20 protein-coding genes are annotated in these 24,583 nt (G+C 34.1%); 6 read left to right on the forward strand and 14 right to left on the reverse strand.

The features are described from left to right. Positions 1-2: 2 nt before the first annotated feature. The gene (gene purU / locus AVL50_RS20370) at positions 3-872 is read left to right on the forward strand and encodes a formyltetrahydrofolate deformylase (RefSeq protein WP_062618327.1); all 870 of its coding nucleotides are present in this window, start codon (positions 3-5) and stop codon (positions 870-872) included. A gap of 61 nt (positions 873-933) precedes the next feature. Here the strand turns inward: purU and greA are convergent, their stop codons facing one another. From greA to AVL50_RS20410, 8 genes are all read right to left on the reverse strand, one after another. Continuing rightward, positions 934-1,404: a transcription elongation factor GreA gene (gene greA, locus AVL50_RS20375; RefSeq protein ID WP_062618328.1), complete on the reverse strand. Its 471-nt coding sequence runs from the start codon at positions 1,402-1,404 to the stop codon at positions 934-936. A 107-nt stretch (positions 1,405-1,511) separates the two neighbouring features. Then, complete coding sequence (locus tag AVL50_RS20380) at positions 1,512-2,021, reverse strand: NADH-quinone oxidoreductase subunit J (RefSeq protein ID WP_062618329.1); 510 nt, start codon at positions 2,019-2,021, stop codon at positions 1,512-1,514. Then, the gene (locus AVL50_RS20385) at positions 2,021-2,728 is read right to left on the reverse strand and encodes a 4Fe-4S dicluster domain-containing protein (protein ID WP_063850809.1); all 708 of its coding nucleotides are present in this window, start codon (positions 2,726-2,728) and stop codon (positions 2,021-2,023) included. The genes AVL50_RS20380 and AVL50_RS20385 overlap by 1 nt, the downstream gene beginning before the upstream one ends. Before the next feature lie 178 nt (positions 2,729-2,906). Continuing rightward, positions 2,907-4,091 (reverse strand): efflux RND transporter periplasmic adaptor subunit, encoded by a 1,185-nt coding sequence (locus AVL50_RS20390; protein ID WP_063850816.1) that lies wholly within the window; start codon positions 4,089-4,091, stop codon positions 2,907-2,909. 10 nt (positions 4,092-4,101) lie between these two features. Continuing rightward, positions 4,102-8,460 (reverse strand): CusA/CzcA family heavy metal efflux RND transporter, encoded by a 4,359-nt coding sequence (locus tag AVL50_RS20395; RefSeq protein ID WP_062618330.1) that lies wholly within the window; start codon positions 8,458-8,460, stop codon positions 4,102-4,104. 281 nt (positions 8,461-8,741) lie between these two features. Beyond that, on the reverse strand, positions 8,742-9,182 hold the full coding sequence (locus AVL50_RS20400) for a hypothetical protein (RefSeq protein WP_062618331.1): 441 nt from the start codon (positions 9,180-9,182) through the stop codon (positions 8,742-8,744). A gap of 114 nt (positions 9,183-9,296) precedes the next feature. Next, positions 9,297-9,617, reverse strand: a complete 321-nt coding sequence (locus tag AVL50_RS20405) for a hypothetical protein (protein ID WP_062618332.1) — start codon at positions 9,615-9,617, stop codon at positions 9,297-9,299. Positions 9,618-9,697: 80 nt separating this feature from the next. Further along, a complete protein-coding gene (locus AVL50_RS20410) occupies positions 9,698-10,612 on the reverse strand; it encodes a hypothetical protein (RefSeq protein ID WP_062618333.1) in 915 nt (304 codons plus the stop codon). 171 nt (positions 10,613-10,783) lie between these two features. Here AVL50_RS20410 and AVL50_RS20415 point away from each other — a divergent pair, with 171 nt between their 5' ends. Next, positions 10,784-11,347 (forward strand): Crp/Fnr family transcriptional regulator, encoded by a 564-nt coding sequence (locus AVL50_RS20415; RefSeq protein WP_062618334.1) that lies wholly within the window; start codon positions 10,784-10,786, stop codon positions 11,345-11,347. 84 nt (positions 11,348-11,431) lie between these two features. Then, positions 11,432-12,121: a hypothetical protein gene (locus AVL50_RS20420; protein ID WP_062618335.1), complete on the forward strand. Its 690-nt coding sequence runs from the start codon at positions 11,432-11,434 to the stop codon at positions 12,119-12,121. On the opposite strand, the gene lpxK is transcribed toward AVL50_RS20420, so the two are convergent. The 3 genes from lpxK to topA all read right to left on the reverse strand — a co-directional run bounded on the left by lpxK (position 12,076) and on the right by topA (position 17,057). Next, positions 12,076-13,092 (reverse strand): tetraacyldisaccharide 4'-kinase, encoded by a 1,017-nt coding sequence (gene lpxK, locus AVL50_RS20425; protein WP_062618336.1) that lies wholly within the window; start codon positions 13,090-13,092, stop codon positions 12,076-12,078. The genes AVL50_RS20420 and lpxK overlap by 46 nt on opposite strands. Positions 13,093-13,162: 70 nt before the next feature. Continuing rightward, a complete protein-coding gene (gene sucC / locus AVL50_RS20430) occupies positions 13,163-14,353 on the reverse strand; it encodes an ADP-forming succinate--CoA ligase subunit beta (protein WP_062618337.1) in 1,191 nt (396 codons plus the stop codon). A 262-nt stretch (positions 14,354-14,615) separates the two neighbouring features. Further along, complete coding sequence (topA, locus tag AVL50_RS20435) at positions 14,616-17,057, reverse strand: type I DNA topoisomerase (protein ID WP_062618338.1); 2,442 nt, start codon at positions 17,055-17,057, stop codon at positions 14,616-14,618. Between the two features lie 409 nt (positions 17,058-17,466). On the opposite strand from topA, the gene AVL50_RS20440 reads away from it, so the two are divergent. The 3 genes from AVL50_RS20440 (at position 17,467) to AVL50_RS20450 (ending at position 23,215) form a co-directional block, all read left to right on the forward strand. After that, a complete protein-coding gene (locus AVL50_RS20440; protein ID WP_062618364.1) occupies positions 17,467-18,747 on the forward strand; it encodes a citrate synthase in 1,281 nt (426 codons plus the stop codon). A 79-nt stretch (positions 18,748-18,826) separates the two neighbouring features. Further along, complete coding sequence (locus AVL50_RS33410) at positions 18,827-20,224, forward strand: hypothetical protein (RefSeq protein WP_062618339.1); 1,398 nt, start codon at positions 18,827-18,829, stop codon at positions 20,222-20,224. Positions 20,225-20,302: 78 nt separating this feature from the next. Then, complete coding sequence (locus AVL50_RS20450) at positions 20,303-23,215, forward strand: glycosyl hydrolase (RefSeq protein WP_062618340.1); 2,913 nt, start codon at positions 20,303-20,305, stop codon at positions 23,213-23,215. A gap of 59 nt (positions 23,216-23,274) precedes the next feature. On the opposite strand, the gene AVL50_RS20455 is transcribed toward AVL50_RS20450, so the two are convergent. The 3 genes from AVL50_RS20455 to AVL50_RS20465 are packed head-to-tail and all read right to left on the reverse strand — an operon-like array spanning position 23,275 to position 24,563. Next, positions 23,275-23,643, reverse strand: coding sequence for a DUF983 domain-containing protein (locus AVL50_RS20455; RefSeq protein WP_062618341.1), 369 nt, complete (start codon positions 23,641-23,643; stop codon positions 23,275-23,277). Positions 23,644-23,652: 9 nt separating this feature from the next. Continuing rightward, entirely contained in the window at positions 23,653-24,357 is a 705-nt protein-coding gene (locus tag AVL50_RS20460) for a cell division ATP-binding protein FtsE (RefSeq protein WP_062618342.1), read from the reverse strand. A gap of 2 nt (positions 24,358-24,359) precedes the next feature. Further along, complete coding sequence (locus AVL50_RS20465; RefSeq protein WP_044204043.1) at positions 24,360-24,563, reverse strand: hypothetical protein; 204 nt, start codon at positions 24,561-24,563, stop codon at positions 24,360-24,362. Between the last annotated feature and the right edge of the window lie 20 nt (positions 24,564-24,583).

Below are 24,583 nucleotides of genomic sequence, written 5' to 3' on the forward strand. Positions count from 1 at the left end.
ACATGAAACAACAAACACCGAAGACTGCCATCTTATTGATGCATTGTCCCGATCAAAAAGGAATTATATCATATACAACTCAATTCATACATGAAAATCAAGGCAACATTATTTACCTTGATCAGTACGTAGACCGTGAGGAAGGAAGATTCTTCATGCGTATTGAGTTTGATATTGATTCTTTTTTAATTCCAGAGGATAAAATCAGAGATTATATAGAGACATTATTAGCGAAGAAGTTTGATATGACTTTGAAACTTTATTTTAATACACAAAAGCCTAGAATGGCTCTATTTGTGACGAAGATGTCTCATTGCTTATATGATATTTTATCAAGAACGGACTCGGGTGAATTACAAGCTGAGATTCCTATGATTATCAGTAATCATCAACACTTGAAAAAAGTAGCAGATAAGTTCAAAATTCCTTTTTATCATTTCACAATGAATAAGGAAAATAAGAAAGAACAGGAAGAAGCTCAGTTGCAATTAATGAAAGAGCATAATATTGATTTTGTAGTTTTAGCAAGATACATGCAGATTCTTTCTCCTGAATTTATTAAGAGCTACCCCGATAAAATTATCAATATCCACCACTCTTTTTTACCTGCTTTTGTGGGAGCAAAACCTTATCACGCTGCACATGAAAGAGGTGTGAAAATTATAGGAGCAACTTCACATTATGTAACTTCAGACTTAGATGCAGGCCCAATCATTGAGCAGGATGTGGCGAAAGTAAGTCATAAAGACACCGTGAAAGAGTTGATTCGTAAGGGTAAAGATTTAGAAAAAATTGTTTTATCAAGAGCACTTTATCAGCATGTCAATAGAAAGCTGATGACTTATAAAAATAAAACAATCATATTTGATTAATCCATAAATAAAGGGTGATACATTTTTTGTATCACCCTTTATTTTTATGCAAAAATGGAGACTATAGAGAAATATCTAAGATCTCAAATTTCATCATTCCTCTTGGAGTTTTCACTTCAGCAATCTCCCCTACTTTTTTGCCCACTAAACCTTGAGCAATTGGAGAATCGATTGAGATTTTATTTTCTCTAACGTTAGCTTCCTTTGCTGATACTAATGTGTAAGCCATCTCAGCTCCAGTTGGCGCTTTGATTTTCACTGTACAAAGAATACCTACTTTCGAAGCATCAAGTTTTGATTCGTCAATAACTCTTGCATTAGCAATTAAGTTGGCTAAATTGGCAATTTTAGCTTCTAAATGGCCTTGAGCGTCCTTTGCTGCATCATATTCAGCATTCTCACTTAAATCTCCTTTATCTGTTGCTTCTGCTATTTGACGTGCTATATCCGCTCTACCTTTGGTTTTAAGCTCATTTAATTCGTCCGATAACTTCTGAAGGCCCTCCGCTGTATAATAAGTAACTTGTGCCATAAGTTTATATTTATCTATAAATGAAAAAACGATCCAAATAATTCAGATCGTGTTATAATCGAGTAAGACAACAAATATATGCTATCTTCTATTATTTAGAAAGAATTTTAATGATTATCTAGTGATTTATCTGATTTACCAGCTACAAATACTGCACCGATTAATACTACTAATAATAAGATAGCTGTGAGTTCGAATGCAAAGATCTGATCCGTCATAAAACTTACACCTAAGTTGGATGTAACCCCTTCGTTATTGATGGTATAATCTCTGTCAATTCCTTCTTCTAAAATACCAAAAGCTAGAATTCCAAATAGAATTGCACCAAACGAAAATCCTACCAATGACCTTTTAGAACCACTATCCATCTCATGATCAATAGAGTTTTTGGTATACATCACACCAAATAACAGAAGGACAAGTACACCGCCAATATAAACCATTACCTGTGTGATAGCTATAAAGTCTGCACCGGATAATACAAATAATCCTGCTACACTCAATAATGAAAAAAGTAAATAAGCGGCATTATGAATGACGTTCTTTGTGAAGAATAACGCAAAAGATGATAATGCTATTACTCCAATAAAAAAATAAAATACTATTAGTTCAATCATTATTTCTTTTTGATCACTTTAGGTCTGAATTTTGGTTTTGGAGCAACTTTTTTCACAGGTTTTGCTTCAACTTCAGTTTCCTCCTTTGAGGCAGTTGGAACTTCTTTCGCTGTATTTAATTTAGCCGCTTTCTTTTTCTCCTGCTCTAGATCGTAAAGTCTGTTTTTTTCTTCAACTTCTTCAGGTGACATGTTTGCAAAGCCATAAGTCAAGCTTCTCATATCTAACTCACTGTAATCGTATGATTTAGTCATCGTCAAACATTCTGTTGGGCAAACATAAGTACACAAACCACAGAAAAGACATTTTGCCATATCAATATCGAATTTGGCGGCATAAATTCTTTTGGCTGTACCATCGGAAGTTTCTCCAATCACTTCAGAGGACTTGATGGGTGCTATATCAATACAATCTACAGGGCAGATTTTTGCACATTTGTCACAGACAATACAATCATCTATCTCAAGATCTAATTTATATCTACCATTATCAGGAACGGGAAGTACCTCCTCAGGATACTTAAGAGTTACAATAGCATTTTGTTTCTCAAAATAATTATCATCACTCGTTCCAACGGGATCTCTCCTCTCATTTTTCAAAGCATCTTTAAGGTGGTCGATTGTTAGTTTAAGACCGTGTTTGGATGTTTTGAATGCTTCTTTAATATTTCCGAAGTATGAATTATTTGCTCCTATTTTTTTACTCATTCGCAAATCTTTATAATAATTATTGTAAAGTTAATAATTTCTTGGAGTAAAGTAACCGTTTGATGGGAAATTATGTTTTAGTGGCAAAAGAGATAGATTGACTTTGAATACAAAAAGTAAAAAAAACGCATCAAAAGAAATAAATCCTCAGATGCGTTGTGGATAGAACTAAATAATATTAATGATGATGTTCGGCTTCTGCCTTTTTCATCTCAGCCATCAAATAATAAGCATTATTTAAGGCTACCTTTTGATTTTTATCTATGTCTTCTAAGAATTTTACTTCAACAAAACCATTATCTTTTTCTCCAATGACTACTTTATGGGGTTGGAAAGTGTATTGATCATTTTCAATTTTTGCTGTAAAGAAATACATAGAGTCTCCTTCTCGAACAATAGCATCTTCTGGTAATGCTGGGGTATAATCATTATTAATCATGATCTTCCCTTTACAATACGTTCCTGGAATTAATCCATTTTTATCACCTTCAATATCAGCATGAAGATGAATTGCTTTTGGTCCTTGTTCAAAAGATTTCCCTACATTAAAAACACTCGCTTTCATCTTTTGATTAGGGTTTGCCTCTGTTGTAAAGATTACTTGCTGACCAACCTCAATCTTGGAAATATCTTTTTCAAAAACCATCAAATCCACATGAATATCGTCTAAATTGATGACTTCAAACATTTCCTTCTGAGGATCTACATATTGTCCTGTTTTTACTTCTACCAATTTGATGTAACCACTCATTGGACTTACCACCGGAATATTCTCGAAAATCTGTCCTTCTTTTATCTTATTTAAGTTTAAATGAAGCATTTTTAGCTGTGCTTCCAAACCCCTCACTTCACCCTTGGTTGAGTAATAAATAGAGCTAGCTTTTTGATATTCTTTTCCAGATCCCACCTTTTCATCATAGAGTTTTTTCTGTCTTTTGAATTCATCTTCCAAATAATTAAGCTCATTTAGTTTAGTGACATAATCAGTTTGAATTTTAATCAAATTGGGATGGTTTAAGTAAGCCAAAACCTGTCCCTTCTTGATTTTTTCTCCTTCAATCACTTTGATTTTTTTGATATTGGCTCCAATAACGGCTGTGATTGAAGCTTGATTTTGTGGAGGAACTTCAAGTGTGCCATTCGTCAAAACATACTCACCTATATTCATTGTAGGTATTTCTGCAATTTCCATGGCTAAACTTTTAAATTGTAGTTGCGAAAGGTGTACTTCATTAGCATGGTCATCATGTCCTTCGCCATGTTGGTGTTCATCTTCTGTATGATGATGTTTTGCGGAAGTTTGACAGCTTTCCAGAAAAATACTTAGTAATAGTAAAACGAATATATATTTATACTTTTTCATTGTTCCTTTTTTATTGTCCAGTGATGTATTCCATCTCAATCATAGTTTGATTGAAATTATTGAGTGTTTGTAAGTAATTATATTTCATTTCCAGACTCTGGTTAATATTCTGGAAATACTCTATATAATTGATAGCCCCATGCTCAAAACTTTTTTGAGCATTTTCTATGATTCTATCCACTTGAGGAAGTGCCTTAGATTCATAATAATTTAAGCTTCCATTTAGTTGATTGATCTCTTGTTCAAGCCGAATATAATCCCCTTCTAACTGAATTTTATATTGTTGTTGTTGAGTAACTGCATTTTGTGCTTTCAATTTTGAAGCATTAATTTTTGCTTTGTTAGAGCCATAGAAAATAGGAATAGCCAACCCAACAGAAACACCCTGAAAACGGTTAGAAGAACTTGCTATCCCTCCTTCATTTGAAAGCGGAACACCGTTCATTGAATTATTAAAATAACCCAAATTGATTTCAGGCAACATTTCAGCAGATGCAATCTTTTGTTGAGCTTCTGCCACGTTGATTTGTTGATTGATATAGGCTAAAGTCGGATTGCTTTCAAGTGAATTAGTATTCAATCCCGACCTCTTTTGAAGTTTTTCTGGCTTGAAGCTTAAACCAATAGTATCCTGTAATAATACTCTAAGCGTATTTTTCTGGATATTTATTTCAGATTGTAATACAAACAGCTTGTTTTCAATTTCCATCACTTGAGTTTCAGCTGATGCTTTTTCTAAATAATTGGTAGCTTCTGTTTCAAATCTAATGGTAGACGCGTGTAAGAACCTCTTAAACAAACTATCTTGAAATAACATCAGATCCATTTCTTCATTCAGATAACTTAATTGATACCAGGCTTTTTTAATCTCTCTTTTGATTTGATTTTCTGTCATTTTAAACTTCAACTGACTTCCAATTAGATTCTCTTTCGCTAAATCTTTTCTTTTAGAATAAACAGTTGGAAACTCAATATTTTGAGAAACTTCAAAACCTAAATCATTTCTAAAAGAGTTGTATTGACCATAGGTGGTGTTGAATTGTGTCTTTTGAAGATTAATAGCTTCTTTCTTTCCTAATTCTGCAATTTCAATTTCTGAACTAGCCATTTTCATATTCCCATTTTGTTCTAATCCAATCGTAATCGCTTGATCTATAGAACCTATTATTTGGGGCTGGGTTTGAGCATAATTTTTATTGCTTGAAAAGAATAAAATAAACCCTAAAAAGACGGCGACAATTGGTTTTGGATTCAATTTCACAACATCAGGTTTTTCAATCATTGAGTACAAAATTGGCAAAACAATCAATGTCAATAATGTAGAGGTGATCATTCCTCCAATCACCACAGTAGCCAAAGGTTGCTGTACCTCTGCTCCTGCTGATGTAGAAATGGCCATTGGAAGAAACCCTAAAATGTCAGTCAGTGCTGTTAATAAGATAGGTCGGATTCTTCTTTTTGCACCGATCTTAATTCTTTCTTTAAGATCTAGTATTCCTTCGGTTTTCAGTTCTTTCCAACCTTCAATCAATACAAGTCCATTGAGTACTGCTACTCCAAATAATACTACGAATCCTACTCCTGCTGAAATACTAAATGGCATTCCTCTGAGCCATAAAGAAATAATACCTCCGATGGTTGCAAATGGAATCGCCATGGCTATCATGAGTGTTTCTTTGATTGATTTTAAGGCTAAAAAGAGTAAAATAAAAATAGATAAAAGTGCTATTGGTACTACAATTTTCAGCTTCTTAGAAGCTCTTTCCAGGTTCTCAAATTGTCCTCCATAGCGAATAAAATAACCAGCGGGCAACTTTAATTCTTGATCTAGTTTCTCTTTAATATCATTGACAACAGATTCAATATCTCTTCCTCTAACCATTAAACCAACATATGTTCTGCGTTGGGTATTATCTCGACTGATTTGCATTGGACCAGGCTCATAAACCACATCAGCAATTTGATGAAGTGGAATTTGTCGTCCATTATGCAGGCTTACATAAAGACTTTTTAAATCATCAATATCACTTCTTTTATTTTTTTCGAACCTCAAAACCAAATCAAATCTTTTTTCACCTTCGAAAATCACTCCGGCTGATTTGCCGGTAAAAGCCGTTTGCACTAATTCATTCAACTCATTGATGTTGAGTCCATATTGTCCTAATTTATCACGATTATAATGCACAACAATCTGAGGTAAACCAGCAGTGGCTTCGACTCTTTTATCTGCTATTCCTTCAATGTCCCCGATAATGGTACTGATTTCCTCTGCCTTTTCCGCTAAAACCTCTAGATCTTCTCCGTAAAGTTTGATGGCAACATCTTCTCTTACTCCAGAAATCAATTCATTAAAACGCATTTCAATAGGCTGGGTGAATTCAAAATTAACACCAGGCACAACGGAAATTTTCTCTTTAATTTTATCAATTAATTCTTCTTTTGATGAAGCAGACGTCCATTCACTTTTAGGTTTCAAAATCACAAGGCAATCTGCTACATCCATTGGCATTGGATCTGTTGGGACATCTGCTACACCAATTCTACTCATTACTTGCTCAATTTCGGGAAAGTTGGCTTTCATGATGTTTTCAATTTCTGTAGTCGCCTTAATTGTCTCATCTAATGACGTACCGGGCTTCATAATTACATGATAGGCTATATCACCTTCATCTAATTGCGTCATAAATTCACCTCCTAAAGTGGAGAAAATATAAAAGGAAGCAATAAGTACAGCTACCGATGATACTAATATTACTTTGCCTTTTCTCAAAGAATTTAATAGAATGGGTTCATAGAGATTCTCAATACGTTGAATAATCTTATCTCCAAATGATAAAGAGTTTACATTTTTGACGTTGATAAACAAGGATGAAACCATAGGGACATAAGTCAAACAAAGGATCATCACACCGATCATGGCAAACATAAATGTCAATGCCATGGGGATAAACATTTTTCCTTCTACTCCCTCCAATGTTAAGATTGGAGCAAAAACAATTAAGATGATCATTTGTCCAAAGAATGCAGAGTTCATCATTTTTGTTGAAGCTTCCTGACTTATTTCATCTTTCTTTTTCTGAGAAAGCCCAATAGTACCTACCACATTTTTATGCATCATAAAAACAGTTGCTTCAACAATAATGACAGCTCCGTCAACAATGATCCCAAAATCGATAGCACCAAGACTCATTAAGTTGGCCCAAACATCAAATTGATACATCATCATAAAAGCGAAAAGCAATGATAATGGAATAGTTGAAGCTACTACTAGGCCACCTCGCCAGTTACCTAACAATAGCACAAGGATAAAAATGACAATGAGTGCACCTTCAATGAGGTTGTTGGATACCGTTGATGTTGTTTGTTCAATTAGCTTATTTCTAGCAAGAAACTCCTTGATTTGTACTCCTTCAGGTAATGAAGCTTGAATCAATTCGACTCTTTCTTGAACCGCCGTGATGACTTGATCAGAATTAGCTCCTTTAAGCATTAATATCATACCGCCAACAGCTTCACCTTTCCCTTCTTTTGTCAAGGCTCCGTATCTAACTGCATGTCCAAATTGTACATTGGCAATATCACCAATTCTAACAGGAATATTCCCTTCTTTTTTTACAAGAATATTTCTAATGTCATCAAGTGATCGTATTAATCCTTCTCCTTTGATATAATTGGCCTTATAGTCTTTTTGGATATAAGAAGCACCAGAATTTTGATTATTTAAAGTAAGTGCAGTATAAACATCACTAATTGTAATACCCATTGCATTCAGCACATCCGGGTTCACCGCTACTTCATATTGTTTTATATATCCCCCAAATGCATTGACCTCTACAACACCAGGAACCATTGCCATTTGTCTTCGAATGATCCAATCTTGAATTGACCTCAGATCAGTTAATGAGTACTTGCTTTTATAAGCAGGATCAACTTCAAGAGTATATTGATAGATCTCTCCCAAGCCAGTACTTATTGGGCCAACGAATGGTTCTCCAAAACCAGCAGGGATATTTTCTTTCACTTCATTTAACTTCTCGACAACTAATTGCCTAGGTAGATAAGTACCTACTTCATCTTTAAAAACAATCGTAACTAATGACAAACCGGAACGGCTTACTGATCTGATTTCTTCCACATCTGGAAGGTTTGACATGGCCAACTCCACAGGGTAAGTAATAAATTGTTCTACCTCCTCTGTACCCAAACTTGGTGCTTGAGTGATAACCTGTACTTGATTATTGGTGATGTCTGGAACGGCATCAACAGGTACTTTTGTTAATGACCAAATACCACCGCATATCCAAACGGCAATAAATAGAGCAATAATAAGTTTATTCTTGATTGAAAAAGATATGATATTATTTATCATCTTTCTTCTGTATTATTAATTGTGTATACTACCCCCATTTCCGGTTTTTAATAAAAATGCTAAGTGTTTTTGGAAAAAATAAAACTGTAATAGCAGTATAAAATGACCTTATGTTTTATTAGAGGTCTATTCATTGGACTACTTTTAAACCTAAATATTATTACAGTTTCCTTCTATTTTAGCACTTATTTTTGAAAACCTGATTAGGAGAAAAAAATTAGATATAGCAACAAAGGCTAATCTTTTCAGAGAAGCTTAATATTGTATATCAAAAAAAGAAATTAAAGTAATACAGGAGGTCCGCGTTTACCGGAGCTGGTAATGTAGAGGAGTGATTTTACAGAAATATCATCATCAACAAAATGTGAAATGGTTTCTGTAAAAGTTTTGGGGATACTCCAAATGACATAAAAAGCGATGGCTTCTCGAATCACTTTGGGAGCTTTCAAGATCATTTCATTGTCGGTAGAGATCTTTGTATCTACCACGGCAGAATGATTAATGTGACCTAAAAGGCATGCTAACAAATCATACAAATCTAATTCTGAATGATTGGTAAAGTTATATGACTTATGGTCCTGACTATCATTTTTAACGCAACAGCCCTTCTGCTCTGCTGAGCATTGTATATCAAAATCTGAATGTTCAATAAAAGTATGAGCTACTCCAATCGAATAGATTAATAATATAAAAAATGATATGTACTGTTTAGCATTATTCATCACAACAAATTTAGAAATTAATAATGTGCAACAGTTAGGCAATAATATAAAAAGAATTTAAATTTATGTTAAAACAAAAGCATCTACCCTTTTAAAGGATAGATGCTTATCTGTTTATATAATTTTTATATGCTCAATATCATTCCCAAACTTCACTTCATCACCATCTTTTTTGTTTTTGAAAAAACGATAAAATGGCGAGTCGGTTGTTAGGCCAATGATATTCTTACCTTCATATTTCAGTGCAGGTAGTTTCACTCCAACAACAAATAAAGAGCTCTCCGTTTCAAAAATACTTCCTTTTCCAATGCCTTCATTGAGGTAAGGCTGATGCATTAGCCTTACAACATTGTTAAAATTGGTTTGTGTACTTTCTTTAGATTCTTTGATTTTAGATTGTAAGAATGATAGTATCTTTTCTTTTGACGTTTTCATTTCAGTGTACTTCGGTTAATTGATATTATATATACTCTAATTGGTCAACCTTAATATACTAAATCAAACATCAAAAAACACTATTTTTTTATCCAAATTTCGATATTGGAAGCGTCTCTCCATAAATAGTTCAATCCTTTAGAAGAATAGGACTTATTCGGATCGTTGTTGAAGAAGATGGCAACTTCTGGTACTTTTGTACCCCATTTTGATGACATTTTTCCTTCCCCTTTTCTGATGAATGAAAGTTGGATAAATCCTTTAAAAGCATAAGCTACAACAACTAACTCATCATTATTAGCTTTCTCAATAGCTTGAGCTAAAGTACCTTTATCACTTGCTTCTCCCAACATTTTCCAGTTTGAATCTGCAGCAATTTTATCATAGGCTTCAGTCATTGTCAAAAAGCTTCCGCCAACATAAGGATCTTTAAAATCATCAACATTAAAAATCTCAGTAATAGCTCTTGAAGTATATTGACGGCATTTCATAGGATCTATTCCTTTTTGATAGCACTCTTTATATTCTTTGATGTATCGGTCTAATATATCAGAGATTTCTGTTTCCGTTAAAGACTTCTTTGTTGCAGTTGTTTCGGAATTTGTTGTTTTAGGAGTCGCATTGGATAAGATTGCTTCATCTTCAGCAATAGGTGTTTCAATCTTAGAAAATAAGAAAGTTCCTTGATCTACATTTTCTTTATTAAAAAACTCTCCTTTATACATGTAATTGGCAATTACTTTTCCTTCAAATCGTTCTCCATCACTTTGTCTTAATGTGAGTGTGCCGTCTTCAGTAAATTCACCAGTCAATGTTTTCTTATCTTTTGTATCCATGTAAATACAGTAGCCTTCCGCTTTTTTATCTTCTACGGAAAAACGTAGTCTGACTTTCAGCTCTGTATTGATTAAACCTTCAAAAGAATAATTTGTTTGTTGTGCTTGCACTTGCAATGTATAAACAAGTAAAAAAGGCAGGATTAAATATTTGATCATTGTATTTTTGTAAGTGTTAGATTGCGAAAATAAGGTTTTTTCTTTGTTTTTGACTAGCTTTTGAATTAAATCTATCTAAAATAAAGCATCAATTTGATTTTGTTGATAAGGTATACATTCAGTATTCATTTTAACTTTTAATCTTTTGATGATTTCAATACATCAATTACTATGGATTCCCTATTTCACGCTCTCATTCATGCTAATGAAAATATTTCAGAACTGAAGAATCTTTCCAGAGGAGATTTATTGATTAGAGTTGGTGAGGTAGAAAAACACATTTATATTGTTTTGAGCGGAGCAGTAAGGGTTACTTATTTTGAGGATAACAATGAAGAGGAACACACCATACGTTTTGGTTATAAAAACTCAATTCTAGCTTCTATTCCTTCTTTTTTTGATGAGAGTCCTTCATTATTTACCATTGAATGTATCAGAAGCTCTGAGGTGAAGAAAATACATAAAAAACACTTTTTTGAGATTATTAATTCTTGTGATGAATTTCAGAAGGAGTATAACTTGTATTTACAAAATTATTTTAAACAGCAAGTTGAAAGAGAAATAGACCTGTTAACCACTTCTCCATTGAAACGGTTTGAAAGAGTAATGAAAAGAAGTCCTCAACTTTTCCAGCATGTTCCAAAAAAATATATTGCCTCCTATTTAAGAATGAAGCCAGAAACATTAAGCCGAATCATGAAACGAGAGAGGGACTTGATGAAAGAATCGAGTTAGACTCCTTTTATTTTGAAATTATTTGTAGCTTTAATATTTAAATTAATCTTCTTTACCTGTATTAAGGTTATAAATTGTCAATCAATGAACTATATACTGGACGAGTTTTCAAGAACATGGGTCTCTCCTTCACAATATGATTACTTATTAGCTAAAGGATGGAGACATTTCGGTCCAAACTTTTTTAGATACAATATTAGTATTCATGATGATAAAGTCTGTAACGTATTACCTTTACGTTTAAGAGTGAATGATTTTATGCCCTCGAAATCACAACGTAAAATTTTACGTAAATGTGAAAGCTTTCAGCTTAGCATACAAAAAGTAGACATAGATGAAGTTTCACAAAAACTATTTCACATTCATAAAGAGAAGTTTAAAGATAATGTCCCTCAAAGTATTTTTGACTTTCTCTCGAAAGAGAAAACATCAAGTACGCCTACAACTATTTTAGATTTAAGAGTATTTGATGAAGATCGACTAATTGCTGTAAGTTATTTTGGAATTGGTGAAAATGCATTATCAAGTATCTATGGCATGTTTAATCCAGACTATAAAAGTTACAGTTTAGGTATTTTTACTATGCTAGTAGAAATAATGTATGCAAAACAAATGAATTGTGATTACTACTACCATGGTTATTGCTATGACGTCCCTTCCTTTTATGATTATAAAAAGAAGTTCTCAGCGATGGAGACTTATATTTGGGAAAAAGATAAGTGGGTAGATTATTCTTCTTTTGATAAAGCATTTTCAATAAGAGCCAATAGCTGATCTTTTTGTCCTTCTAATACTTCTGGGAGAATTGGGAGTACAATAAATTGCAGTGAAGAATTTCTCAATAGTGGTCTCAGTTTTACAGCATCTTTTTCCGAAACCATGACTACTTTATTTTTCCCTATTTCATTCTCAATTCTCTGAATTGTTTTTTCAGTGAAAGAATAGTGATCTCGAAATTTAAAATGCCTAACCACTTCACGTTGAAGTTGTTTGTCAATGTATTCAAGCATAGGTTCTGGTTTAGCAATACTTGTCATTACATAAACTTCCTTTTCATTAATTCCTTTTTTTGAAGTTTCATTAATTGGGTACAATTCACCATACTTTATGGAAGTGAAAAACACATTTGCCTTTGGAGCATATTTGTGTGTTTCTTGAACATAGTGTTGAATGTCTTCTTTAGAAAGAGCTTTTTTGACTTTCGTGAAGATGATAATATCAGCTCTTGATGCTCCGTTTCGATTTTCTCTCAATCTTCCTAAGGGTAATACATCATCATTAAAGAAAGGAGCACTAAAATCGGAAAGCATAATATTCAAATCTCTATTAATCGCTCTATGCTGAAAAGCATCATCAAGTACAATTATGTCAGAATTCATAAAAAAAGGCATTCCAAGTACCCTTTGTTCAGCTACAACAACTTCTACATCATTATACTTTGAATGGTATTGCATAGGTTCATCACCAATCGTTTTCGCAGTTGCTATTTCATCAGCATATATTGGTCCTTTGGTCGTTCTGCCATATCCTCTACTCAAAATTCCAACTTTATATTTCTTTGAAAAGTTTTGAATCAAAAACTCAACAAAAGGTGTTTTCCCAGTTCCTCCAACAGATAAATTTCCTACACAAATAATAGGTAAAGTAAAAGAAACAACACGGCTTCTGCCATTGTCATAATTTTGGTTTCGAATACTAGTAATGTAATCGTATAAGGTAGAAAAAGGCTTTAATATATACTTCATGCCTCAAAAATAGACAATAAAAAACCCATCTGAAAAACAGATGGGTTGAAATTATTTTAAAAAAAAGCAATTAAGCTAAAGCAGCTTTTACTTTTTCTGCAGCTTCTTTTAATGTAATCGCTGAAGTTACTTTTAATCCTGACTCGTCAATGATTTTAGCACCTTCCTCAGCGTTAGTACCTTGAAGACGTACAATGATTGGAACTTGAATATCACCAATGTTTTTGTAAGCTTCAACAACACCGTTGGCTACACGATCACAACGAACGATACCACCAAATACGTTGATAAGGATCGCTTTTACGTTAGGATCTTTAAGGATGATTCTAAATCCAGCCTCTACAGTAGTAGCGTTTGCTCCACCTCCAACGTCAAGGAAGTTAGCAGGGTCACCACCAGAAAGCTTAATCATATCCATTGTTGCCATTGCTAAACCAGCACCGTTAACCATACAACCTACGTTACCGTCTAGTTTTACATAGTTAAGACCTGATTCTCCCGCTTCAACTTCTGTAGGATCTTCTTCAGTGATGTCACGCATTGCAGCGATGTCTGTGTGACGGTATAAAGCGTTATCATCGATACCCACTTTAGCATCTACAGCCATTACTTGATCATCTGATGTTTTGAAAACAGGGTTGATTTCAAACATTTCAGAGTCTGTTTCAACGTAAGCGTTATAAAGAGCAGTAACAAATTTTGTCATCTCTTTGAAAGACTTACCTGATGTTCCTAAGTTAAAAGCAACTCTTCTCGCTTGGAAACCTTGGATACCTACAGCTGGATCGATTTCTTCTTTGAAAATAAGTTCAGGAGTTTTCTCCGCTACTTCTTCAATATCCATACCACCCTCTGTAGAGTACATGATCATATTTTTACCTGTAGCTCTGTCAAGCAATACAGACATATAATATTCTTTGATTTCTGATTCGCCAGGGTAGTATACATCCTGTTGAACCATGATTTTGTTAACCTTCTTACCTTCAGGTCCTGTTTGAGGTGTTACTAATTGCATACCGATGATTTGCTCTGAAAGCGTTTTTACATCATCCATACTTTTAGCAACTTTTACTCCACCGCCTTTACCACGGCCACCCGCATGAATTTGAGCTTTAACCACCCAGAAATTGGTGCCTGTTTCTTCAGTAAGTTTTTTTGCAGCCTCCACAGCTTCTTCAGGAGTTTCTGCTACATATCCTGCTGGAACTTTTACTCCGTATTCCTTAAGGATGCTTTTTGCTTGGTATTCGTGAATGTTCATGACAATTGACCCGTTGGGTGCACAAGTTTGTTTACGTATTGCTACTTAAAAAAAACACAATGACTAGCATCATGCTCGTTTGGTAATACAATTCTAATTAAAATAAATGTAAAGTCTAATTTGCTTACGCGAATACACGTCTATGTAATGCATTTTTCTTAACATTTTTAATTGAAAAATAGCGAAAAAAAAGAGTTCGATTAGAAATGAGGCCAAATTTTGACCTGTTTTTTAATCGAACTCCAAAATAAAAATCGTCTAATTATGATTTTTTTGTGGTTGTCTTTTTCCTAGTAGTGGTCTTTTTTGCAGTAGTTTTCTTTGCTGCGGTTGTTTTTTTGGCTGCAGTAGCCTTCTTAGCAGGTTCTTTTTTAGTCGCTGCTGTTTTTTTACCACGTGTTTTAGGTTCAGGAGCTTCTTCTATGATTTTCTTCACCTCTTCATAGGTTAATTCCTTTGCCTTTTCTTTTAATTCTTTAGGAATTTTGATATTAGCCTTGTTATAAGAAATATAAGGCCCCCATCTTCCATTAAGGATCTGAAGGTTTTCTTCTTCTTCAAATACCTTGATTAATTTTTCAGCATCAGCTTTTCTTTTTGCAAGGATAAGCTCAATAGCTGTGTCCAATTCAACTGTTTCAGGTGCATATTCCTTACCTAGAGAAACAAATTTACCATCATGACGGATGTAAGGACCAAAACGGCCAATTGCCACTACAACTACTTTATCTTCAAATTTACCTAATGTTCTTGGCAGTTTGAATAATTCAAGTGCTTCTTCTAAAGTAATTGTCTCTAAGTATTGACCTTTACGTAATGAAGCGAACTTCTTTTCTTCATCATCCTGCTCCCCAATCTGAGCAATAGGACCAAAACGACCTAAACGAACAAGGACCTTCTTCCCCGTTGCAGGATCAACTCCCAATTCTTTCTCTGCGTGAGCTTCTGCTCTGTCAGCATTTTCTTCTGTATCAACAACTGTATGATGGAAAGGTTTGTAGAATTCACCTAGCATTGACTGCCACTCCAAATTACCGTGAGCAATCTCATCAAACTGTTCTTCTACTTTTGCTGTGAAAGAATAATCAATAACGTTAGTGAAGTGTTTCACAAGGAAATCATTTACGACCATACCCATGTTGGTTGGGAACAATTTTCCTTTTTCAGTGCCATATACTTCAGTAAGGTTCTTCTCTGTTACAGCACCATTCTCTAATACAAATTGAGTGTAGTTTCTTTCTTTACCATCTCTTGCTTCCTTTATTACATACTCTCTTTTTTGGATTGTAGAAATTGTGGGAGCATATGTAGATGGACGCCCAATACCTTTTTCTTCTAACATTTTCACAAGACTAGCTTCTGTATATCTTGCAGGAGGTCTTGAGAAACGTTGAGTAGCAGACATCACATTTAAAGGCATATCCTGTCCAACAGACAATGGAGGAAGCATACCCTTTGTCTCTTCATCCTCTTCATGATCATCATCATTTGATTCGATATAAGCTTTTAAGAAACCTTCAAAAATGATAACCTCGCCCTTTGCTACAAACTTTTCAGTTCTTTTAGCGGTTGTGATTTCAGCAGTCGTTCTCTCTAATTTAGCATCCGCCATTTGAGAAGCTACAGCTCTTTTCCAGATCAAATCATATAACCTTGCCTCTCTGTTGTCAGAAAGATCAAGTTTGTGATTATTGAAGTTGGTAGGACGAATAGCTTCGTGAGCCTCTTGAGCTCCTTTATTAGAAGTTTTAAAATGCCTTACTTGTACGTAATCCTCTCCATACACCGTTGCAATTTCATTCGTAGCTGATTGAATTGCTTCTTCTGAAAGGTTTAAGGAGTCGGTACGCATATATGTAATATGTCCCGCTTCATATAATTTTTGAGCAATGGACATAGTTGATGCTACAGAATAACCTAATTTTCTACTTGCTTCTTGTTGAAGTGTAGAAGTTGTAAATGGAGGTGCCGGTGTTTTCTTACCTGGTCTGGTCTTGATATCATTGATTTTGAAATCAGCACCTAAACAGTCATTTAAGAATTGCTCCGCCTCATCTTTAGTGTTGAATTTGGTTGATAATTCAGCTTCTAATGCCTTATTATTACCCAAATCAAATGAGGCCACTACTCTGAAGTAATCTTTCGCCTTAAATGCTTCAATCTCTCTTTCTCTCTCTACCACTAATCGAGCAGCTACACTTTGTACACGCCCAGCTGATAAACCTCTTTGGATTTTCTTCCATAAAACTGGAGAAAGTTCAAAACCCACCAATCGGTCCAAGATCCTTCTGGCTTGTTGAGCATTGACCAGATCAATATCAATAGTTCTAGGAGCTTGGATAGCGGCTTTAATGGCCGTTTTAGTAATCTCTCTAAAAACTATTCGTTTAGTATCAGCTTCTTTTAATTTAAGGGTCTCTTTAAGGTGCCAAGAAATAGCCTCTCCTTCGCGGTCATCATCGGTCGCTAACCATACCATTTCAGCTTCCTTGGATAATTTCTTTAATTCTCTAATTACATCCTTCTTATCAGAAGAAATCTCATAGGTTGGGTTAAAATCATGTTCTACATCGATGGCATCATTTCCTTTCTTCAAATCTCGAACATGACCATAGCTTGATCTTACCGTATAATCACCACCTAAATACTTCTCTATAGTCTTGGCTTTTGCTGGCGATTCGACAATCAGTAAATTCTTAGTCATATATATAAATAATAATCTCTATTAATTCTTAAAAACAACAGAATGATAAATGGTATATCTCCCGCGCGAAACAACTTATTACAAACTTAAATAAAGATCAAAGAATTTTACGTTTTTATTTTTTTTAGGTTGATTTTAGTTCAAATTACCATTTTTTAATGATTAATGTCATTTAAATATAAAAAAAATAAATTCTTCTGATTTTTAGCGTATTTAGCGCATATCTGTTGTGAATTACCCCTGTTTTTTTGCAAAAACGTAATTTCTGAAATATATTTAGGCATTCAAAACGAGTAGCAATTAGTTTTGGAATGAAACACGTGCGAAAATAAAGAATAATTAACACTTTTTAGTTATGCAAGAAGTAGAACTTGACCACAACAAACCTCAAACAAATTCCGACAAAAACATGGATGAAAAGACAGCGCAATTAACATATGCTGGTAACACTTATGACTTACCAGTTATCAAAGGTTCAGAAGACGAAATTGGTGTTGACATCAGTAAGCTTCGTGCTCAGAGTGGATTAATCACTTTGGATGTAGGATTCAAAAATACAGGTTCTACAACAAGTGACATTACTTTCCTTGATGGAGAGAAAGGTATCTTAAGATATAGAGGATATTCTATTGAAGACCTTTGTGAGCATTCTACTTTCTCAGAAGTTGCATACTTATTGATCAACGGAGAATTACCCACTGCCCAAGAATTCGACAAGTTCAAAACAGACATTTCTCGCCACACATTAGTTCACGAAAATGTAAGAAAGATCTTTGATGGTTTCCCAGCAGATGCTCACCCTATGGGAGTTTTATCTTCATTGGTAACTTCATTAACAGCTTTCCACCCTGAATCATTAGATCCTAACAGAGATCACAAAATGGTTGACTTAACAATTCATAGATTGATTGCTAAGCTTCCTACGTTAGCTTCATGGGTATACAAGAAAAGCATTGGGCATCCTCTAATGTATCCTGAAAACAAGTTAAGCTATATTGAAAACTTCATGAAAATGATGTTCGGCTTACCTGTTGAAGATTATGATATCGATCCAGTATTAGTAGATGCATTAGACAAATTATTAATCTTACACGCAGATCACGAGCAAAACTGTTCTGCAGCTACAGTAAGAGTTGTAGGTTCTTCTCAAGCGTCTTTATATGTTGCAATTGCAGCAGGTATCAACGCTCTTTGGGGTCCTCTTCACGGTGGAGCTAACCAAGCAGTAATTGAGATGTTAGAAGACATCCACGCTAATGGTGGAGATGTAGATAAATTTATCGCAAAAGCTAAAGATCCAAATGATCCGTTCCGTTTAATGGGATTCGGTCATAGAGTTTACAAAAACTTTGATCCAAGAGCGAAAATCATCAAGAAGCACGCAGATGCTGTACTTGATAAATTAGGTATCAATGACCCTCTTCTTGAAATCGCTAAAGGTTTAGAGGAAAAAGCATTGAATGACGAATATTTCCAACAAAGAAAATTATATCCGAACGTGGATTTCTATTCTGGAATTATTTACAAAGCAATGGGCTTCCCAACAGAGATGTTTACAGTACTATTTGCTTTAGGTCGTCTTCCAGGTTGGATTGCACAATGGAAAGAGTCAAGAAACTTAGGACAACCAATTTCTCGTCCTCGTCAGGTTTATACTGGTGCTGTTGCAAGACCTTATCCAACAAAATAATATTTGAAAGAAATTCTTTCAGAAAAGCCATCAGAAATGATGGCTTTTTTTTCTGTTCTTTTTCGTCTATTTTTAAGACATGATCCAACTCTATTCAATCTTTATTTTCTTTCTATTGTTCGCTTCAATCACTCCTACTTTTGCTCAAGGAAATTTTTATTGGCAACAACAACAAGGTGCAAATGGTAATTTGCTTGGTGGTTCTCTAGCTTCTGGTGCCACTGACAATAGTGCCATTTACTATAACCCTGGATCATTAGCATTTACAGAAACTCCTAATGTTTCTTTTACGTCAGACCTTTTGAGTTATACTTTTTTTAATATTAAAAATGGTGCTGGTCAGGGGATTGACTTAAAAGGAAATCAATTTGAAACTAAACCTCAGATGATTTCAGGAACGGCGTTCAATTTAAAGAAAAGGCATTTTAAGGTTACTTATGCCATCATTAATTTATTGAATAATAAAAGCGAATATACAAGTTCTAACCAAGGACAAATACCAAATACTAATGATTATTACGAAGGCTATTTTAATTATAAAAGCCAATTAAGAAATGATAGAATTGCAATAGGAACAACGTACAGATTGAGCGAGTCCATTGGTATTGGTATCACCCACTTTATCGATATAAAAGGTTCAGAATTGACAAATATAACCAATGAAACTTGGGTACGAGACAACACTATAACAAACTATAGTAACGATTATAAAAATCTCAGATTTAATCAAGTTTCTTTATTATGGAAAATAGGAATTGCATGGCATTATAATGAAAAACTGAACATTGGTTTTAACTTTGAAACTCCCGATATCAATCTTCGCTTTTTATCTAAATCTAATTCAAGAAGAGTGATTGAAACTTTAGATACCACCGGAGAAGTATTAAAAGAAGTAAGTGATCAGGAGAAAGTCTATTCGAACTATAAATTACCAATTACAGCTGAACTGAATTTAGGATATACAACAAGGAAAACAGAATATTCAGCAAGGATTGGTTTTTTCAGTGGAGTAAAAAAATATGGAATCTTAGAATTAAAGCCTGAAAACTCCATCTTCACTTCAAATGATGATTCTTTTAGTCAATATTTTGTCGCTAATAAACCAATTACAAACATCGCTGTAGGTGTAAAACATAGAATAGTAGAAGATGTCAATATTTTAACAGGTTTTCGAACTGATTTCAATTTTTTGGATTTAGAAAATATTGATCCTATTAAAGATAATAGGTTGTCTTTTGACTATTGGGATTTGTATCATGTATCGGCTGGCTTTGAATGGTTTGGACCAAGGTTTAATATTATAGCGGGATTGGTTTGTGATATGGGTTTTTCTGAAAATGACACACAAATAACAAACCTTACAGCAAGACCTTATTCTGAGATATTTGATCGAAAAACAAATACAAGCACTACTTATCTTCAGTTTAATTTAATACTGGGCATCACCTATCATTTCAAAGATCGCACACAGTTATAATATGCTACAAATTATGAATTGAACTTTTATAACATTCTATTATATTTAACTTATATCAATTCAATTTAAATATTCAACATGAAAAAAACTTATACTCAAAGTTTACTTCTGAGTTTGTTTGTTGCATTAGCCTCTTCTTTTACAACAAATGCTCAAGAAACAAACAAGAGCAGACTTCCTGAATTCGAAAAACATCAAAAGCTCAACAAAAACTCCTATTTAAAAAATATCCCATTTAGGAATGTAGGCCCAACGGTGATGAGTGGTCGTGTAACTGACCTTGATGTAAACCCTCAAAATCCTAATGAGTTTTATGTGGCTTATGCTTCAAGTGGTTTATGGCATTCTATCACTTCAGGAGTAGACTTCTCTCCTATTTTTGATCATGAGGCTACTATGACAATTGGTGACGTGGTGGTAAATTGGAATTCGGATAAGAAAACAATTTGGGTAGGTACTGGAGAAAACAACTCGAGCCGTTCTAGTTATGCAGGTCTTGGAGTTTACAAATCGGAAGATAATGGTAAAACTTGGGAACATGCTGGTTTAGAAAACACACAGCACATTGGTAGAATTGTTTTACACCCTAAAAGTGAAAATACATTATGGGTAGCTTCCATCGGAAATTTATATTCTAAAGATGAAAACCGAGGTGTTTATAAATCAACAGATGGTGGAGTTACTTGGGATAAAACACTATTTATTTCAGATAGTACAGGCGTAATTGATTTAATTATTGATCCTAAAAATCCTGATATTTTGTATGCATCAGCTTGGGAAAGAACACGTAAAGCTTGGAACTTTAAAGCATCAGGTAAAGAATCTGGCATTTATAAATCCATTGATGGAGGAACTACTTGGAAAAGAATTACAAATGAAAAATCAGGTTTTCCTTCCTCTGAAGGTGTTGGAAGAATTGGCTTAGCAATTTCAAGTCAGAATTCTGACTTATTATATGCCTATTTGGATAATCAAGATCCAAAAGAAAAGCAGAAAGATAAGGAAAAACTACCGCTAACAAGAGAACAATTGAAAAGTATCTCTTCTGAAGATTTTCTTGCCCAAGCAGACGAAAATATAGACAGGTATTTAGACCATTATAATTTTCCTAAGGCATATACTTCTAAGTCCATAAAAAAAGACATTAAAAAAGGGAAATATAAACCAATTGCACTTGTGGACTACTTGGGTGACGCTGAAGATGATCTATTTAATACAGAGATAAAAGGTGCAGAGGTGTATCAATCTAAAGATGGAGGCAAGACTTGGAAAAAGACACACAGCAATCATTTAGATAGAGTGGTATATACATTTGGTTACTATTTTGGAAATATCCGTGTGAGTCCTCAAGATGATCAAACGTTATACATTCTTGGTGTTCCAGTATTAAAATCAACGGATGGCGGTAAAACTTGGAAAGACAAGGGAGATCCTAACGTTCACGTTGATCATCATGCTTTATGGATTAATCCTAAAAATCAAGAACACATTGTTTTAGGAAATGACGGAGGCATCAATATCTCTTATGATGGAGGTGATACTTATTTCAAAGCGAACTCAATTCCTGTGGGACAATTCTACGCTGTAAACGTGGATATGGCAGAACCTTATAATATCTATGGCGGTCTTCAGGATAATGGCGTTTGGGTAGGTTCTTCTAAATCAAAAATTGATAGAGGATGGCAGAACTCAGGGAAATATCCTTTCCAAGAAATCATGGGTGGTGATGGTATGCAAATCGGTGTTGATACAAGAGATAATGAAACTGTTTACACAGGTTATCAATTCGGTAATTACTATAGAATTAACACGAAGAAAGGCGTTGAAAAATATATCACACCAAAACATGATTTAAGTGAGAAACCTCTACGCTGGAACTGGCAATCACCTCTTCAGGTATCAAGTCATAATGAAGATATTATCTATTTTGGATCAAATCGTTTTCATAGATCAATGAATAAAGGGGAAGAATTTGAAGCACTTTCAGATGATTTAACGAACAAGGGAATAAAAGGAAATGTACCTTATGGAACTCTAACTACAATTTCAGAGTCTCCTATTCAATTTGGTTTGATTTATACAGGTTCTGATGATGGTAAAATATTCGTTTCTGAAGATGTTGGAGCTAGTTGGAAAGATATTTCAAATGGTTTGCCTGAAGGTTTGTGGGTTAGTAGAGTCATTGCGTCAAAATATGATTTAAATACCGTTATTGTTTCTTTAAACGGTTACAGGAACGATGATTTTAATGCTTATCTCTATTCTTCAAATGACAGAGGAAAAACTTGGAAAAAGTTAGGCACAGATTTACCACTCGAACCTATTAACGTGGTAAAGGAAGATCCAAATAATGAAGATATACTTTATATAGGGACTGACAATGGACTTTATGCTTCATATGATAAAGGAACATCTTTTATGATTTTAGGGAACCTTCCAAATGTTGCAGTTCATGATTTGGTAGTTCACCCAAGAGAAAATGAAATTGTAGTAGGGACTCATGGTAGAGCAATCTATGTTGGAGACCTTTCCATTAGTCAAACTTTCAAAAAATCTGACTTTGAAACACCATTAAAAGTATTTTCGATTAATGAGGTTACAGAAAACTCAAAATGGGGAATGATTGAAGGTTATTTTGAATGGGGAGAACCTATAGAAAGTAAAGTTCAGATTCCTATTTACAACAAGTCCGAAGGGACTATTACGATCAATATCTTGTTGGGAGATAAGATTTTAAAAACGTTCTCAATTGATGTAGAAAAAGGTTTTAATTATATTGATTACAATCTTTCTATTGATACTAAAAATAAAAAAGTATTTGAGAAAGCGCTAAATATTGAATTAAAAGAGACGGACAATAAAATCAATTATCTTAAACCTGGTCAGTATACTGTAAGTGTTTCAATGGGTAATAACAAAGTAAAAGGTTCTTTGACCGTTAAGGAAAAAGAAGAACCTTATAAAAGAGTAAAAAAGAAAAAGATACCTTAATCAAATTCTTCCAAAAAGAAAAATGCTCCATTGTAGTCAAAGCTACAGTGGAGCATTTTTTAATTTCCCTTATAATCTATACCTCCAAATAAATGAAGATAAATAGACCTGGATAATCTGAATGTAAACGGTAGTAATACAATCATAGGTATTACTGCCATGATGATATAGGTGATTGTATCTTCAGGTTTAATTAATACTGCTGTAATTACAAGCATCACAAACATAAGAGCTACATTAATTCCATAGCTCACATACATTGCTCCTATATAGAAACCTGTCTCAGGTTCAAGGTTGGCATTACATTTTGTACATCTGTGATTAATTTGATTGAATTTGAGAGATAAAGCTGAATTTGTAAAAAGATTACCTTCTCTGCATTGAGGGCATTTCTTTTGTACGATAGCTTGAAGCTTACTTTTACTCATGTTTAGGATTTAAGTTAAGTCAAGTTTTTGTTGAACCTGCTCTTTTGAGATATCCTTAATGTTCCCCTCTTCGCATATCAAAGCTCGCTCTGGATTGAGCCTTAAAAATGAATGCTGATGAGTTGCCATTATGATACTGGTTCCACTTTCATTTATTTCTTTAAATAAGTCGAGAATAGCACGTGATACTTTCGGGTCTAAATTTCCCGTAGGTTCGTCTGCTATAATCAAGTCTGGGTCATTGACTAATGCCCTTGCAATGGCAACTCTCTGCTGTTCTCCACCAGACAGTTGATGAGGCATTTTTTCTTTAGTCAATTTAGGAAGGTTTACCTTTTCAAGAAGTTCATCTACCTTGTTATTCATTTTCTGTTGACTCTTCCAACCTGTAGCTTTCATCACAAAGAGAAGGTTTTCTTCTACAGATCTGTCCGTAAGAAGTTCAAAGTCTTGGAAAATGACACCAACGGATCTTCTCAAGAAAGGTATATCTTTCTTATTGAGATCATTTACTTGGAAGTCATTGACTCTAACAACACCCGCTGTGGGGTAAAGATCAGCATATAAAAGACGCAACAAAGTAGATTTACCACTACCTGTTGTTCCCAATAAATATATAAACTCACCTCTCGCGATATCGAAGTTGATATTTTTAAGAATGACAGCACCCTCAAAAGTGACTTTGACATCTCGAATTGTTACAATTTGATCCATTTTTAGATTTCTAGTTTTTGAATTTTACCAAAAGGTAGTTGTTCTATCACTGCTTTTAGAGCTTCTTCTTTTCCTTCAAGACCATACTTTTCAAGTTTAGTTAAAGGTCTATCTGCTCTAAAATAAGCTATCAAGACGAAATCTTCGTCTCTAAGTTGAATGTAGTTCGGAATTTTGGCTTTGCCTTTTACTTTAATAATATACATGTAATAATGATTCTCTTAGA

The organism is Flammeovirga sp. SJP92, assembly GCF_001583495.1.
In the GTDB taxonomy this organism is placed as follows: Bacteria; Bacteroidota; Bacteroidia; order Cytophagales; family Flammeovirgaceae; genus Flammeovirga.